The sequence below is a fragment of the Amycolatopsis sp. genome (genome assembly GCF_025464955.1).
Taxonomy (GTDB): domain Bacteria; phylum Actinomycetota; class Actinomycetes; order Mycobacteriales; family Pseudonocardiaceae; genus Amycolatopsis.
Map to the genome: position 1 here is coordinate 1 of NZ_JAODNM010000048.1, position 15,082 is coordinate 15,082.

The 15,082-nt window shown below is 68.0% G+C and carries 13 protein-coding genes; 7 read left to right on the forward strand and 6 right to left on the reverse strand.

The features are described from left to right. Positions 1-281 (forward strand): HNH endonuclease signature motif containing protein (locus JWQ81_RS10375; protein ID WP_297540040.1); only part of this gene is annotated, 281 nt, incomplete at its 5' end. Between the two features lie 579 nt (positions 282-860). On the opposite strand, the gene JWQ81_RS10380 is transcribed toward JWQ81_RS10375, so the two are convergent. The 4 genes from JWQ81_RS10380 to JWQ81_RS10395 are packed head-to-tail and all read right to left on the reverse strand — an operon-like array spanning position 861 to position 5,868. Continuing rightward, positions 861-1,850, reverse strand: a complete 990-nt coding sequence (locus tag JWQ81_RS10380) for an SDR family NAD(P)-dependent oxidoreductase (protein ID WP_297540042.1) — start codon at positions 1,848-1,850, stop codon at positions 861-863. 38 nt (positions 1,851-1,888) lie between these two features. Beyond that, positions 1,889-2,761 carry an AraC family transcriptional regulator gene (locus JWQ81_RS10385; protein ID WP_297540044.1) on the reverse strand — a complete coding sequence of 291 codons (873 nt, stop codon included), beginning with the start codon at positions 2,759-2,761 and terminating at the stop codon, positions 1,889-1,891. A gap of 24 nt (positions 2,762-2,785) precedes the next feature. Beyond that, entirely contained in the window at positions 2,786-4,210 is a 1,425-nt protein-coding gene (locus tag JWQ81_RS10390; RefSeq protein WP_297540046.1) for an ATP-binding protein, read from the reverse strand. Beyond that, positions 4,207-5,868, reverse strand: coding sequence for a response regulator (locus tag JWQ81_RS10395; protein WP_297540048.1), 1,662 nt, complete (start codon positions 5,866-5,868; stop codon positions 4,207-4,209). Before JWQ81_RS10395 ends, JWQ81_RS10390 begins: the two co-directional genes overlap by 4 nt. Before the next feature lie 100 nt (positions 5,869-5,968). Between JWQ81_RS10395 and JWQ81_RS10400 the strand changes: the two genes are divergently transcribed. From JWQ81_RS10400 to JWQ81_RS10415, 4 genes are all read left to right on the forward strand, one after another. After that, a complete protein-coding gene (locus JWQ81_RS10400) occupies positions 5,969-6,160 on the forward strand; it encodes a hypothetical protein (protein WP_297540050.1) in 192 nt (63 codons plus the stop codon). Positions 6,161-6,223: 63 nt separating this feature from the next. Beyond that, positions 6,224-6,514 (forward strand): hypothetical protein, encoded by a 291-nt coding sequence (locus tag JWQ81_RS10405; protein WP_297540053.1) that lies wholly within the window; start codon positions 6,224-6,226, stop codon positions 6,512-6,514. A 48-nt stretch (positions 6,515-6,562) separates the two neighbouring features. Continuing rightward, the gene (locus JWQ81_RS10410) at positions 6,563-7,369 is read left to right on the forward strand and encodes a hypothetical protein (RefSeq protein WP_297540054.1); all 807 of its coding nucleotides are present in this window, start codon (positions 6,563-6,565) and stop codon (positions 7,367-7,369) included. Between the two features lie 56 nt (positions 7,370-7,425). Beyond that, positions 7,426-8,928, forward strand: a complete 1,503-nt coding sequence (locus JWQ81_RS10415) for a CehA/McbA family metallohydrolase (protein WP_297540056.1) — start codon at positions 7,426-7,428, stop codon at positions 8,926-8,928. On the opposite strand, the gene JWQ81_RS10420 is transcribed toward JWQ81_RS10415, so the two are convergent. Beyond that, entirely contained in the window at positions 8,854-9,510 is a 657-nt protein-coding gene (locus JWQ81_RS10420; protein ID WP_297540058.1) for a DUF4383 domain-containing protein, read from the reverse strand. The genes JWQ81_RS10415 and JWQ81_RS10420 overlap by 75 nt on opposite strands. A gap of 144 nt (positions 9,511-9,654) precedes the next feature. On the opposite strand from JWQ81_RS10420, the gene JWQ81_RS10425 reads away from it, so the two are divergent. Both JWQ81_RS10425 and JWQ81_RS10430 read left to right on the forward strand, forming a co-directional pair. Beyond that, positions 9,655-11,274 carry a metallophosphoesterase family protein gene (locus tag JWQ81_RS10425; protein ID WP_297540060.1) on the forward strand — a complete coding sequence of 540 codons (1,620 nt, stop codon included), beginning with the start codon at positions 9,655-9,657 and terminating at the stop codon, positions 11,272-11,274. A gap of 265 nt (positions 11,275-11,539) precedes the next feature. Beyond that, complete coding sequence (locus JWQ81_RS10430) at positions 11,540-12,484, forward strand: chitinase (protein WP_297540062.1); 945 nt, start codon at positions 11,540-11,542, stop codon at positions 12,482-12,484. Positions 12,485-12,570: 86 nt separating this feature from the next. Here the strand turns inward: JWQ81_RS10430 and JWQ81_RS10435 are convergent, their stop codons facing one another. After that, complete coding sequence (locus tag JWQ81_RS10435) at positions 12,571-15,060, reverse strand: DNA topoisomerase IV subunit A (protein ID WP_297540064.1); 2,490 nt, start codon at positions 15,058-15,060, stop codon at positions 12,571-12,573. Between the last annotated feature and the right edge of the window lie 22 nt (positions 15,061-15,082).

Here is a 15,082-nt window from a genome sequence, read left to right on the forward strand (position 1 = left end):
CCCCCGGGCAACGCTGCCGTCTCGTGATGCGAGACCGCGGCTGCGCTTTTCCCGGTTGCAACAAGCACGCCAAACACACTGAGGGTCACCACATTGTTTTCTGGGCAGACGGTGGCAAAACAAACTACGAAAACCTCACCCTACTATGCGGACGCCACCACCGATTAATTCATTGTGGTGGTTGGGAAGTGCGGATGGGTGGTGACGGGAGACCGGACTTCATCCCACCCGACTATCTCGATCCGCTTCGAAACCCCAGGCGAAACACCATGCACGGGTAACAAGGACAACCCATGCCAGGGCTCGTGAGTGTCGCGACCGGATCATCCGGCCGCGACACTGACGAGCCCTGACTGCATTCCGGGCACAACAGCAACTCGCCGTCGACTTGCGAAAGCGCCGCAGCACTACTGAATCGGGGGACCCCCTGGTACGAATGGCAGCGGGCGCGGCAAGCCCCAGCAGCCTCAGTGATCACGCCGGCACCGGTGGTACCACCGCGTGACGGACGTGGCGCTCGGATCCGCACCGCAGTCCCTCGCCGCCCCGGTCCTTGCTTCAGTAAACGGAAGCTCGGCAAGCTCGGCGCACCACAACACCACAGCCCTAAGCGCACTCCCCCAACCGCAACTCGCCGTCGACTTGCGGTAGTTGATCTCCGCAACGACCGCAACTCGCCGTCGAGTTGCGAAGGTCCTCAGCGGTACTGAATCCGGGGACGATACGCATGGCAGCGGGCGCGGCGAGCCCCAGCAGCCTCAAGTGGCCACATCGGCACCGGTGGCACCACCGCGTGACGGGATCCCACTTCGTTGAAGACCCGCGAAGCGCCGATCGCAGTGCTTTTTAGCTTGGGCTTTTTAGCTTGGGCTTTCTAGCAACGCGAAGGCGTTGACTCCGGTCAGGTCGGCCGAGAGAGCCCACAACCGGGCGGCCTGTTCGGGGTCGATGGCGTGGTCGCGGACACCGCTGGGGGTGGTGGCATCGGCTGACGCGAGGGGTTCCGCGATGTCGCAGTCCTCGCAGTAGACGCCGCCCATCCCGTCGAGCTGAGGAGAGGTCGCGGCCCAGACCTGGGTCGCGGCCCCCTGCTCGGGGGTCTTGAAGGCGTTGCTGATGAGGTTGCCTTCCTCGTCGAGCCAGCCGAGGTCCACCATCTCCTGCTTCGGGAGGTGCCGCTGCAGCGGGGTCAGGATGCCGCCGGGGTTCAGGGAGAACGCGCGCACCCCGGACTCCCGGCCCAGTTTGTCGAACTGCACGGCGAACAGCGCGTTCGCGGACTTCGCCTGCCCGTAGGCCTGCCACTTGTCGTAACCGTGTTCGAACTGGACGTCGTCCCAGCGGATGCCGGAGCGGCGGTGGGCGGCGGACGAAACGGCGACCACGCGGGCGCCGCCGTCGGCGATGGCCGGCCAGAGCCGGTTGATGAGCGCGAAGTGGCCGAGGTGGTTGGTCGCGAACTGTGCTTCCCAGCCGGGGCCGACCCGGGTCTCGGGACAGGCCATCACGGCCGCGTTGTCGATCACCAGGTGGATCGTGCGACCGGTGGAGAGGAAGCGCTCGGCGAACTCACGGACGCTTTCGAGATCCGCCAGGTCAAGCGTGTCGACCTCGACGCCTGCGACACCGTCGATGCCCGCGAGCGCTTCGCGGGCGGTGTCCGGGCGACGAGCCGGGACAACGACGTGGGCACCGGCCGCAGCGAGGGCCCGGGTCGTTTCGAGACCGAGGCCCGAGTAGCCGCCGGTGACGATCGCGAGCTTCCCGGAGAGATCGATCCCGGCCAGGACTTCACTGGCGGTGCTGTGGGCTCCGAAGCCCGAGCCGATCTTGTGCTGAGGCGTTGTCATGACTCCACGCTACGAGCTGGAGTGCGCTCCAGGTCAAATCAACCGGCGCGGCGCACGGCTCCCGGGGTGGTGTCCAGCCTGGTGCGCATGGCCCGGGTCAGGTGCTCCTGGTGCGAGAACCCGCAACGCACAGCGATCTCCGCGATCGGCAGCGTGCCCGTCCGCAAGAGGCGGGACGCCTGGTCGAGGCGCAGTTTCATCAGGAACCGGTGCGGGCTTTCCCCGGTGCTCACCTTGAACTGGCGGGTGAACTGGCTGACGCTCAGCCCCACCACCCCGGCCAGGTCGGCGAGCGGCAGCGGCTCGGCGAGGCAAGCGTCCATCAGGTCGCGGACGGCGTCCAGCTGACGCGCGGACAGGCCGGGGACCTCCTGACGGGGCATGGCGAACGTGCTGTGCCGCCGGGCGAGATGTGCCGCGAGCAGCGTGCCGAGGTGGTCGAGGTAGGTGCGCGCGGACGGCTCCCACTGGCGCATGGTGCCATCGAGCCCGAGCACCAGCTGTTCGATCAGCGGATCTGCGCCGCCGAGCTCCTCGAGCAGCTCGATCGCGCGGCCCTCGCCGGCGGCTTCCTGCAGCAGTGAGTCGGCCACGTAGGTGTGGATGGTGTCCAGCGGGCCGCCGAGTTCGACGGTCAGGTCGTGGCCGGCGGGGTGCAGGAACAGCCCGCCGGCGGGGATCCGGCGCGAGCGGGCGAGCCTGCCCTCGCCGCGGACGACCCGCACCGGACCGTTGAGATGCAGGATCAGCAGGTGCGTGTTCGCGGCGTCGAACGTGGCGCCGTACGGCCGCTCAGACTGCGCGGAGACATACAGCCGCTCCCAGCCGAGCCCGGTGCTGGACCGCGTCGAGCGCACCCACGGCTGCCTCAGGATGCCGTTGGTGTCGCGCAGGCCCAGCTCCGCAACCATGCGCTCAGTCTACGTCGGCTCGGCTCAGTCGGGCTGTTCCGTGGTCGGCAGGAGCACGGTGAACCGGGTGTCGCCCGGCTCGGATTCCACCCGTAGATCGCCGTGGTGACGATCGACGACGATCCGCCACGAGATGTCCAGGCCCAGCCCGGTGCCTTCGCCGACCGCTTTGGTGGTGAAGAACGGTTCGAAGATCCGCTGCCGGACCTCGTCGGTGATGCCGGTACCGGTGTCCCCCACTTCGACGCGCACCTGGTCGTTGACCAGGCCCGTGCGCAGCGTCAGGGTGCCTGTCTCGCCCATCGCGCCGAGCGCGTTGTCGATCAGGTTCGTCCACACCTGGTTGAGCTCACCGGCATACGCGGGCAGGGTCGGCAGCGAGCGGTCGTAGTCCTTGACCACCTTGACGCCGGGCGGGATCTTGCCGTTGAGCATCACGAGCGTCGAGTCGATGCCCTCGTGCACGTCGATCCACTGGTGCGGCGCGCGATCCATCTGCGAGTACTGCTTCGCCGCGCCGACGAGCGCGGAGATGCGGGTGGTCGAGTCCTCGATCTCCCCCATCAGCATCTCGGTTTCGAGCGCGTACGCCAGCCATCGGACGGCGGCGTCGAGGAACGCGTCGCCGACCGATTCGAGCACGTGCTCCAGGCTCTCCGCGGTCAGCCCGGCGGCCACGAAGATCGCCGGGAGATCCCAGCCCTGGTCGATGCCGTGGTCGTCGAGCCAATCGCTGACCTCGTCCTCGAGGTCCGACTGCCGCATCGCGGACAGCTTCGGCGCCGACGAGACGAGCTTGACCAGCCGCTCCTGGACGTCGAGAAGCTGTTCCAGCAGGTCGGGGTCGATGTCCTTCTTCGCGAGCAGAGCCAGCTTGTGCCGCATCCCGGCGACCCGCTCGCGCAGCGCCGACGTCGCGCGGACGGCAGCGGCGGCGGGGTTGTTGAGCTCATGGGTGAGCCCCGCGGAGAGCTCCCCCAGCGCGAGCAGACGTCGTCGCGAACCGACAACGGCGTCGTTGTTGCGCCAGCCCAGGTACATACCCTCAAGCAGGTGCGTGGCCATCGGAAACCAGTCACGGAACCGGGTCGCGAACTCCTCGGCGGGCAAAGTCAGGAACGACAGGTCGCTGACGGCGTGCACGGACGCGGAGTACGACTGCTCCCCCTGCTTGCCGACGAAGAACTGCGTGGCTCCGCAGTAGGCGCCGCGCTGGTCGCTGCGATTCGTCTCGACCTCGTTGCCGCCGACGTTGCGGGTCATCCGCAGCGTGCCGGTCAGCAGCAGGTAGAAGCAGGTCGCCGGCTCGCCTTCGCGGAAGATCGTGGTGCCGCCGGAGTATTCCTCGAGCACGGCGTGCTCACGGATCCAGTCCAGTTGCTCGGCGCTCAGGCGCTCGAACAGGAAGAGTCCCCGCAGCTCTTCGAGGGAAAACGCGGGCGTGTTCAATGCTCCTCCAAGTACCGGTGCACCAGGGTGACGGCCATGGCGCCTTCGCCGACGGCCGACGCGACCCGCTTGACCGACTGCGCGCGGACGTCCCCGGCGACGAAGACCCCGGGGATCGACGACTCCAGATAGTGCGGATCGCGGTCGGGCAACCAGCCCGGCGGCCGCTTACCGCCCTCGGCGAGCAGGTCCGGCCCGGTGCAGACAAAGCCGTGGCTGTCGCGGAAAAGGCTTTCGTCGAGCCATTCGGTGCGGGGGGCCGCGCCGATGAACACGAACATGTGCCCGGTCGCGACCGTCTCCTCGGCGCCGGTGTCCCGGTCGCGCAAGGTCAGCTGCTCCAGGTGTTCGTCGCCGTGCGCGCGCACGACCTCGGTCCGGGCGCGGACACGCACGTTCTCGATCGCGTCGAGCTGCTCGATCAGGTAGTGCGACATCGACGCCTGCAGCGAAGTCCCGCGGACCAGGATGGTGACTTCCTTGGCATAGCGGGAAAAGAACACCGCCGCCTGGCCCGCCGAGTTGGCGCCGCCGACGACGTAGACGTGGTCGCCCGCGCATTCCGGCGCCTCGGTCGACGCCGAGCCGTAGAACACCCCTCGCCCGGTCAGTTCGGCGACGCCCTCGGCTTCCAGCTCGCGGTAGGCAACGCCGGTGGCCAGGACGATGGAATGCGCCCCGATCTCCGAACCGTCCCCGAACTTGATCACCCGGGCCGAACCGCGGGCTTCGAGCGAGACGACGTCACGCGCGGTGAGCACTTCGGCGCCGAACTTCTGCGCCTGGCGCCGGGCGCGGTCTGTCAGCTGCGAACCGGACACGCCGTCGGGGAAGCCGAGGTAGTTCTCGATGCGCGAGCTCTGCCCGGCCTGGCCGCCGGTGGCCTTGCGCTCGACCAGCACGGTCCGCAGGCCTTCCGACGCGCCGTAGACCGCCGCGCCGAGCCCCGCGGGGCCGCCGCCGACGACGATCAGGTCGTAGAACGCCTCGGTGGGTTGCGTGGACAGGCCCACGGCGTCGGCGATCTCCTGCCCACCGGGGCTCTTGAGCACGGTGCCCTCGGGGGTGATGAGCACCGGGATGTCGGCCGCGACCGCGCCGGCCGCTTCGAGCAGGCGGCAGGCCTCCGGGTCGTCGACCGAGTACCAGCGGTACGGCACCGAGTTGCGCGCCAGGAAGTCGCGGACTTTGTAGGACGGCGAAGACCAGCGGTGCCCGATGACCTTGGTCTCCTCGACCGGCCGGTCCCCGGTGGCGCGCCACGTCTCGACCAGCGCGTCGACGACCGGGTAGAGCTTCTCCTCCGGCGGGTCCCACGGCTTGAGCAGGTAGTGGTCGACGTCGACCACGTTGATCGCCTGGATCGCGGCATCGGTGTCGGCGTAGGCCGTCAGCAGGGCACGGCGCGCGTGCGGGAACAGGTCCATCGCCTGCTCCAGGAACGCGATCCCGTCCATCTGCGGCATGCGGTAGTCGGCGAGGATCGCCGCGACGGCGTCGCCGCGCAGCTTGATCTCGCGCAGGGCATCGAGGGCGTCGGCGCCGGAGTCGGCCCTGATGACCCGGTAGTCCTTGCCATAGCGGCGGCGCAGGTCCCGGGCGACCGAGCGGGAAACGGCGGGGTCGTCGTCGACGGTCAGAAGGATCGGCAGGCTCACGCAAGCAGCCTACGTCGGGCCACCCCGCCGGGTGAAAGTTCGCGCGCCCACTGACGCTGCGTTATAGAATGACTACCCAACGCAAACGGGAAGTGTCGCCATGACGGTATTCACCCTCTGCCTGGCCATCGGGCTGCTCGCCTTGACCGCGGGCGGCCTCGCGCTCCGGGCACTCCAGGCCGCCGCGCAGCGGGTCGACGCGATCCTCGCCGAGGAGCTCCCCGCTCAGACAGTCCCCGCTCAGCAGGCGCCTGTCTCCAGCGTGACCATGGACCTGGTGGAACACCGGTAGGCCAGATGCCGCAACCTCACCCGATCGTGTTTCAGACCACACCGGCGCGGGCATTTCCCTCGTATGACGAGATTACGAACCACCAGTGGTCGTGGCACTGCTGTCCGAGTGGTCACCGGGATCGGTGCGTTGTTCGCGGTGATCGAAGTCGTCTACATCCTGATGATCCTGCTGGGAGCCAACCAGGGCAACGGTTTCTTCCACTTTGTGAAGTCGCTGGCGGAGCCGCTCGCGTTATTCTTCCCTGGCCTGTTCAGCATCTCGAACGCCGATATGGCGGTGTTCGTCAACTACGGGCTGGCCGCCGTGTTCTGGCTCGTGGTGACGGGTTTCATCGCGCGATTGCTGCGCTGACCCCCGTCGTCCAGCCCGGTCGCCCACCCCATGCGTCACACTGATCGGGTGGGCGACGCGAAATGGTTCGAAGGCTGGGTGCCGTGGCCCGAGCTCGCCGGCCTCGCGGCCGCGGGCCGGGCCCTGCTCCCCAATACCCTGCCGACCACCCCGGCGGGCGTGCTCCGCTTCGCTGGTGAACGCCTGCTGGGGCGTCGGGTCACCGCGACGGTGGGCGACAACGTCGTCGAGCTGACGCTCACCCGCTTGGACTACGAGGCCGACACGTTCGCACTGGCGACCGGCAGGCTCGGGGATGTCCGGGTTGTCGCCGAAGACGTCACCTGGCCCGAGACCCCGTTCAAAACCGTTGTCCTGCTGGCGAAAGACGTCCGGTTCCGGTCGCTTCCGACGCCGACGGTGAAACCGGCTTCGATGGAGATCGAGATCGTCGTCTCCGCGGACGTGGTGACCAGGACGGCCGCGGAAAGCCGGCCTGGCGTGGTGGTCTCCCCCGGTTACGGCGGGATGGTCGAAGTGCGGTGGGCACGGCATCCGCGGTGGGGTTTTGTCGAACTCGAGCCGAGTGTGGAGGAATCCGCCGTGTTGCTGCGGCCTCGCGTGCTGCGGGTGGCGGGACGTCGGTTCCGCCTGCCGCGGCGGCTGAAACCGATCGAACTCGACCTGCCCGAGTTTCCGCCGGGGCTCCGGCTGGTCACCGTCGAACCCCGAGGTGACGAACTGGCCCTGCACGGAGTGGCCGAGCAGTGGCCCGAAAAACTGTCGAAGATCCCCTTGTCCGATCTGCTGAGCTGGTTGACGACAACCGCGCTCACCTTGACCATGCCGGCCGTTTCGCCGCGCCGACGGGCGTGAATTGTTCACCTGACGGCGGTTGAGACTTCCCCGTCCGCGGACATAGCGTGTTTTGCATGTCTTCTGAGCTGACCAGGCGGACCCTGTTCCGGGCAGGTGGGGCCGCCGCCGCGTTGAGCCTGCTGCCCGGGGTCGCGTTCGCCGCGCCCGCCGACGGTGAAACCCTGCGGACGCAGACCGTGACGGGAACGTTCCAACCGGACATCCCGGACTGGTACTACCTGCCGGTCGAAATCCCGCGCGGGGTCAACCAGATCGACGTCGTGTACTCCTACGACCGCCCGACCGTGCCCAGCGGCACCCGGGGAAACGCTTGCGACATCGGGATGTTCGGCCCCGAAGGGCATCAGCTCGGCAACACGCGCGGCTTTCGCGGCTGGTCGGGCGGGTTCCGCGACCGGTTCTCGATCAGCGCGTCGGAGGCGACGCCGGGGTACCTCGCCGGGCCGATCACCCCGGGCACCTGGCACGTCATCCTCGGGCCCTACACGGTCGCGCCGCAGGGGCTGAACTACCAGGTCGAGATCACCCTCCACTTTGGACCGCAGGGCACGCCCTTCAAGCCGAACCCGGCGCCGACCTCCGCGCCCGCCAAGCAGCGCGGGAAATCCTGGTACCGCGGCGACAGCCATCTGCACACGGTGTACTCCGACGGCAGGCGCACCCCGGACCAGCTCGTCGCCGACGCCCGCGCGGCCGGCCTGGACTTCATCGTCTCCACCGACCACAACACGTCGAGCTCGCAGCTGCAGTGGGGCGACCACGCGACCGACGATCTGCTCATCCTGAACGGCGAAGAGGTCACCACCCGGTCCGGGCACTGGCCGGCGATCGGGCTGCCCGCGGGCACGTGGATCGACTGGCGCTACCGGGCTTCCGACGCCTCGGACTTCCGCCGGTTCGTCGACCAGGTACACCGCGTCGGCGGGCTGGTGACCGCCGCGCACCCGTTCGCGAACTGCTTCGGCTGCACGTATGAGTTCGCCTACGAGATCGCCGACCTCGTCGAGGTGTGGAACGGCCCGTGGACCCAGGACGACGAGGCCTCGGTCATCCACTGGGACGGCCTGCTGCGCGGCGGGCGCTGGATCCCGGCGATCGGCGACTCCGACGCGCACAACCCCAACCAGATCGTCGGCCTGCCGCACACGGTCGTCCAGGCGGACAGCCTGCGCCAAGCCGATCTGCTCGCCGGGCTGAAGGCGGGCCGGTCGTGGTTCGCGGAGTCCTCCGCGGTCTCGCTCACGTTCACCGCGGCCACGGGCGGGAAGACCACCCAGATCGGCGGCCGGGTCGCGGCCGGCACGGGCACGCCAGTGGAGGTGGAGGTCACCGTGAGCGGCGCGCCGGGCACCACCGTCACCATCCTCGACCAGCTCGGGCCGGAGCACAGCGAAACGGTGCCGGACACGGGGTCCGGCACCGTCCGATGGACCACCTACCCGCGCTACAGCCGTTGGGTGCGCGTCGAGGTGCGGAGGCCGTCAGGTGGCGTTAACACCACCCTGCCCAACGCCATGGTGGCGATGACCAACCCGATCTTCCTCGGTGAGGGCTGAGCCACCGTCCGGAATACGGTCGACGCCGTCGATCCGGTCGTCGGGGGCCTCGCCGCGGGCGAGAGCCGGGTTGATGTAGCTGTCCTTGGTATTGACGGTGCCGGCGGTTTCGGTCGTTTCGGGCTCGGTTGTTTCTGCTTCTGGGACCCGGATCTGCTTGCGGGCGGGCATCATCGCGACGATCAGGCCGACCACGGCGACGCCGAGGTTCGCCCAGTTGTCGGCCGTGTTCAGCTCGAGGGGGTTGCCCCAGCCGGACACGACGTTGGTCGACAGCGCGCCGTTCAGCATCAGGCCCCACACGAACAGCAGCCCGAAACCGGCGAACATCAGCCAGCCGAACAGCCTCGACCGGCCGGAGCCGGTGGCCGCCAGCAACCCGAGCACACCGGCGACGACGTGCAGGAGGTTGTGCATGGGGTTGATCGAAAAGCCGTGCCAGAAGAGCCGATCGCCGTCAAAACCGGTCTTGAGATAGCCGAAGATCCCGGCGGCCAGTAGCACCAGTCCGGCCAGTCCGGCCAGGACCTGGACAGGCTGGAGTCCCGCCACCCGGATACGGCCGACGTCCGAACGAGTCATCGTCCCGTCCTCTCGCATTCTGCTCAGCCTTGCGTGACGGTCGTCACAGCACTGGGTTACCCGTGGGCCGGCCAAAGTAAACGTCGGCTGAACAATCCCCGGAATCGCGAGCGGAACCCGAGCGACCCCGGCACGATGCCCGTCATGACTGACCAGGGCAGCAACGACGGCGAACTCTTCCGCTCCGGCATGGGCAGGCGCGGCTTCCTCGCCGTCGCGGCCGGTGCGACGCTGGCAGCGGGACCGTTCCTCGGAGGCGGCAGCGCGGACGCGGCGACCGAACAGCTCGGCAGCTCCCGCGGCGGCGACCCGGTCACCACCCCGCGGGTCGCGGGTCTGCACCTGCAGTTCGGCGCCGACGCGAGCCGCGAAGTCGTCGTTTCGTGGCATTCGCTGCAGCCAATCCGCAACGCGCGAGTGCTGCTCGGCCGGCCGGACGGCGGGTACGAACGCAGTGTCACCGCGGCGACAGTCAGCTACACCGACGCCAAGTCCGGACAGGTCGTCTACGCCCACCACGCGCGGCTGGGCAACCTCCGCGCGGACAACGACTACGCCTACGCGGCCGTGCACCAGGGCGCGGAGCCGGAGTACGGGTCGTTCCACACCGGCCCGGCCGGGCGCGCGGCGTTCACCTTCACCAGCTTCGGCGACCAGGGTACCCCGACCACGGGAAGGCGGTACGTGCCGCCGGCGGGCGTGACCATCCCGAACCCGCCGTATGTCAACGACAACCTCGGCTCGCCAGCCGCGGGCGACGTCACCGCCGGAGTGGAACGGGTTCGCCCGCTGTTCCACCTGTTCAACGGCGACCTCTGCTACGCCAACCTCGCCAACGACCGCGTGCGCACCTGGTCGGACTTCTGGGAGAACAACAGCCGCAGCGCGCGGCACCGGCCGTGGATGCCGTCGGCGGGGAACCACGAGAACGAGCTGGGCAACGGCCCGATCGGTTACGCCGCCTACCAAACCTACTTCTCCGTGCCGCCGACCCCGGGTCAGACGGACGTCACGAAGGGCCTTTGGTATGCCTTCACCGTCGGTTCCGTGCGCGTGATCAGCCTTGCCAACGACGACATCGCCTACCAGGACGGCGGCAGCAGCTACGTCCGCGGGTACTCCCAAGGGGCGCAGAAAGCCTGGCTGGAGTCCGAACTCGCGGCGAGCAGGCAGGACAAGAACGTCGACTGGGTCGTCGTCTGCATGCACCAGGTCGTGATCAGCACGGCCGACAAGTTCAACGGCGCGGACCTCGGCGTGCGGCAGGAATGGGTGCCGCTGTTCGACAAGTACGGCGTCGACCTCGTGGTGTGCGGGCATGAGCACCACTACGAGCGTTCGCACCCGATCCGTGGCCAGGAAACGAATCCGACGCTCACCCCGGTGACGGCGGCAACGCGTACCGACGTCGTCGACACGACCAAGGGCACTGTCCACATGGTACTGGGCGGCGGCGGCACCTCGGCGCCGTCGAACCAGCTGTTCTTCAACCCGCCCCGCTGCCGGGTGATCACCGCCGTCGGCGAGCCCGACCCGGCGACCGGCAAGCGGCCGCCGGTCTACGTCACGGAGGACGCGCCGTGGTCGGCCGTCCGGGACGCCGCGCACTCCTACGGCTTCGCCGCCTTCACCGTCGACCCTGGGTCCGCACGCGGCGGGACGACGTCACTCAAGGTCACCTACTACGACGTCGTCGGCCCGGATGGCGCACTGCGTGCGTTCGAGTCGTTCACGCTGCAGCGGCCTCGCTCCGACCGGCACTGATCCGGCACTGATCCGGCACTGACGCGTCGGTTCCCGCTCTTCGACACAGAAACTCCCTTTTCGGACAACGGTAGCCAGGCAGGAAGGCCTACGCAGCGAGGCCGGTGCGGCACGGAAAGTTCGACTTTCCGGCGCTAACCCTTGACGGTCTAGACCACTTGGCCTTACCGTCCTTTTCTACGTAAAGAAACTTTCCTAACAATGCGGCTAGGCAACGGGGCCCTACTCGCTCGTTGGCCGCGGTCGCCATACCGGAGGACCGAAAATGACGCGTGCTCTTCGCAAAGCAGTCATCGCCGCAGGAGTCGCCCTGCTGCCCGCCGCCGGCATGGTGGGTGCCGCGGGTGTGGCGGACGCCGCGCCCGCGAGCTATGCCAACAGCTATGCGGCTCCCTACCTGGAAATCTCCACCAGCGACGTCGGCGACATGGCCGCGGACATGAAGGCCAGCGGCACCAAGTACTACACGCTGGCCTTCCTGATCCCGAAGAGCGGCTGCACGGCGCAATGGGAGAACGGCAACTACGCGATCGGCACGTTCAAGTCGCAGATCAGCGCGCTCCAGGCGGCCGGCGGTGACGTGATCATCTCCTTCGGCGGCGCGGCGGGCGGTGAGCTGGCCAAGACCTGCACATCGGCGTCGAGCCTGCAGGCGGCTTACGCCAATATCGTCAAGACCTACAACGTCAAACGGCTCGACTTCGACATCGAAGGCGGACCGCTCGACGACACGGCGTCCATCTCCCGGCGCAACACCGCGCTGGCCGCGCTGCAGAAGGCCGACCCGTCGGTGCAGGTCGACTACACCCTGCCGGTCGCCCCGAGCGGTCTCGAAAACAACGCGCTCAACCTGCTCAAGGACGCGAAGAGCAAGGGCGTCAAGGTCAACCTCGTCAACATCATGACCATGGACTTCGGTGACGGCGAGAACGCGTACAACGACGCGATCAGCGGCGCCAACGCGACCCACGGGCAGCTCGCCAGCCTCTACTCCGGCACGACGTCGGCCCAGCAGTGGCACATGCTCGGTATCACCCCGATCGCGGGCAAGAACGACGACAACGAGAACTTCACCCAGGCCAACGCGTCCAGTTTGGAGAGCTTCGCCAAGTCGAAGGGCGTTCAGGAACTGTCCTTCTGGGAGGTCGACAGCTACGACAAGAAGGTCGGCTACGCCTACTCGAAAACGTTCAACAAAATCACCGGCTGAGGCAGTGCGTCACCCACACGCTCGTGAGCGTTCCGGCCGGTTAGAACCGGCCCAACCGCTCACGAGCGTGTTGGGTGCGGCGAGGACTAACCGCGCTCGATGAGGTGGCCGACGACGTCCGGACCCGGGTGAGCGGCTCCGGAACCATCTCGGCGCAGCTCGGGCTCGGGAAGTTCCACGGCCACACCGGTGCTCGAAGCCCCGGCCGGACGTGGACCGATCCAGGCCACGGTGACCCGGGTCTCGCCCTTGAGGAACCGGTGCGCACGCACGCCAGCGGTGGCGCGGCCCTTCGCCGGGTACTCGCTGAACGGCGTCAGTTTGACACTCGCCCCGGTCGCTGTGACGACCATCGGCTCGCCGTGCTCGGTGTCGTCGGCGCGGACAGCGCCGAAGAACACGACCGCCGCGTCACCGTTGACGTTGATCCCGGCCATGCCGCCGCCCTTGAGACCCTGCGGCCGGACCAGCGACGCCGCGAACCTCAACAGGGACGCTTCCGAAGTCATGAACGCCAGCGTCTCGGTACCGTCCTCGAGCCAGCTGGCGCCGACGACCTCGTCACCGTCCTTCAGCCCGATGATCTCGAACTCGTCGGACCGGACGGGCCATTCCGGCGCACAGACCTTGACAACCCCTTGGCGCGTACCGAGCGCCAACCCCGGCGACCCGGTGCTCTGCTCCCCGAGCGGGGCGATCCCGATCACTTTTTCCTTGGGCTGCAACGGAACCAACTCGCTCGTGGCCATCCCGCCGCGCAGTGACACCGTCCCGGCCTGCTCCGGCAGCACGGGCAACGGCAGCACGTCGGTCTTGAACGCGCGCCCGAAGTTGGTCACCAGCAGGATCTGGCCGCGTGCAGTCGAGTGCACGACCGCCGCGACGACGTCGTGTCTGGTCCGACCGCTACGGCGACGCGCCTCGGAGGCCTCTTCCGACTCCGCCGCTGTCCTCGCGACCAGGCCCGTGGCCGACAGGATGACCTGGCACGGGTCGTCGGTGACCTCGAGCGGACCCGACGGCATCGACGCCGCGAGCACCTCCTTGAGGTCCCCGTCGATCAGCGCGGTCCGCCGCTCCGTGGGGTGGTCCTTCGCGATCTTCGCCAGTTCACTGGAGACCAGCTTCTTGAGCACAGCGTCGTCGTCGAGGATCTTCGACAGCTCGGCGATCTCCTCGCGGAGCCTGTCCTGCTCGGCTTCGAGCTCGATGCGGTCGAACTTGGTGAGGCGCCGCAGCGGAGTGTCCAGGATGTAGGTCGCCTGGATCTCCGAGAGCGAGAACTGGCTCATCAACCGGTCCTTGGCGGCCTGCGCGTTGTCGCTCTCGCGGATGACCTTGATGACCTTGTCGATGTTGAGCAGGGCCTTGAGCAGGCCCTCGACCAGGTGCAGCCGCTCTTCGCGCTTGCGGCGCCGGTACTTCGTGCGGCGGGTGACAACCTCGTACCGGTGAGCGAGGAAGACCTCCAGCAACGCCTTGAGCCCCAGCGTCTGTGGCTGCCCGTCGACGAGGACGAGGTTGTTGATACCGAACGACTGCTCGAGCGGGGTCAGCCGGTAGAGGTCGGCCAGCAGCGCCTGCGGGTTGACGCCGACCTTGCACTCGATGACCAGGCGAGTGCCGTTCTCGCGGTCCGTCAGGTCCTTGACGTCGGCGATGCCGGTGAGCCGCTTGGACTTGTTGACCTCGTCGGTGATCTTCTCGATGATCTTCTCGGGCCCGATACCGTAGGGCAGCTCGACGACCGTGATCGCCTGCCGCCCGCGGCTGCCCTCCAGGGGACCGGTCTCGACCTTCGCCCGCATGCGGACGACACCGCGTCCGGTCTCGTAGGCCTTGCGGACCTCGTCGAGCCCCAGCAGACTGCCGCCGGTCGGCAGATCGGGCCCGGGCACGAACTCCATCAGCTTGTCGAGCGTCGCCGCCGGATGCGTGATCAACCACCGCGCGGCGGCGATGACCTCGCTCATGTTGTGCGGGATCATGTTGGTCGCCATCCCGACCGCGATCCCGGACGTGCCGTTGACCAGCAGGTTCGGGAACGCCGCCGGCAGCACCGACGGCTCCTCGAGTGAACCGTCGTAGTTGGGCCGGAAGTCGACGGTGTCCTCGCCGAGCTCGCCCACCAGCAGCATCGCCTCGGGCGACATTCTTGCTTCGGTGTATCGGCTCGCGGCCGGTCCATCGTCTGGGCTACCAAAGTTACCGTGCCCGTCGACCAACGGGACGTTCAGCGAGAAGTCCTGCGCGAGCCGCACCATCGCGTCGTAGATCGCCGTATCCCCGTGAGGATGGTACTTACCCATGCAGTCACCGACGACACGTGAGGACTTCACGTAGGCGTGGGTCGGGCGGTAGCCCTGTTCGTGCATCGAGAACAGGATTCGGCGATGGACCGGCTTCAGACCGTCACGGGCGTCCGGGAGTGCCCGCGAGTGGATGACCGAGTAGGCGTACTCCAGATACGAGTCCTCGATCTCCGTCTTCAGCGGGTTGTCGAACACGTGCGCGCCGGCGCGGTCGAAGGCACCGGGGTCGATCTTGGTCTGTGTGCCCTTGCTGCGGCGTGCCATAACTCAACGTCTCCTAGGAAGG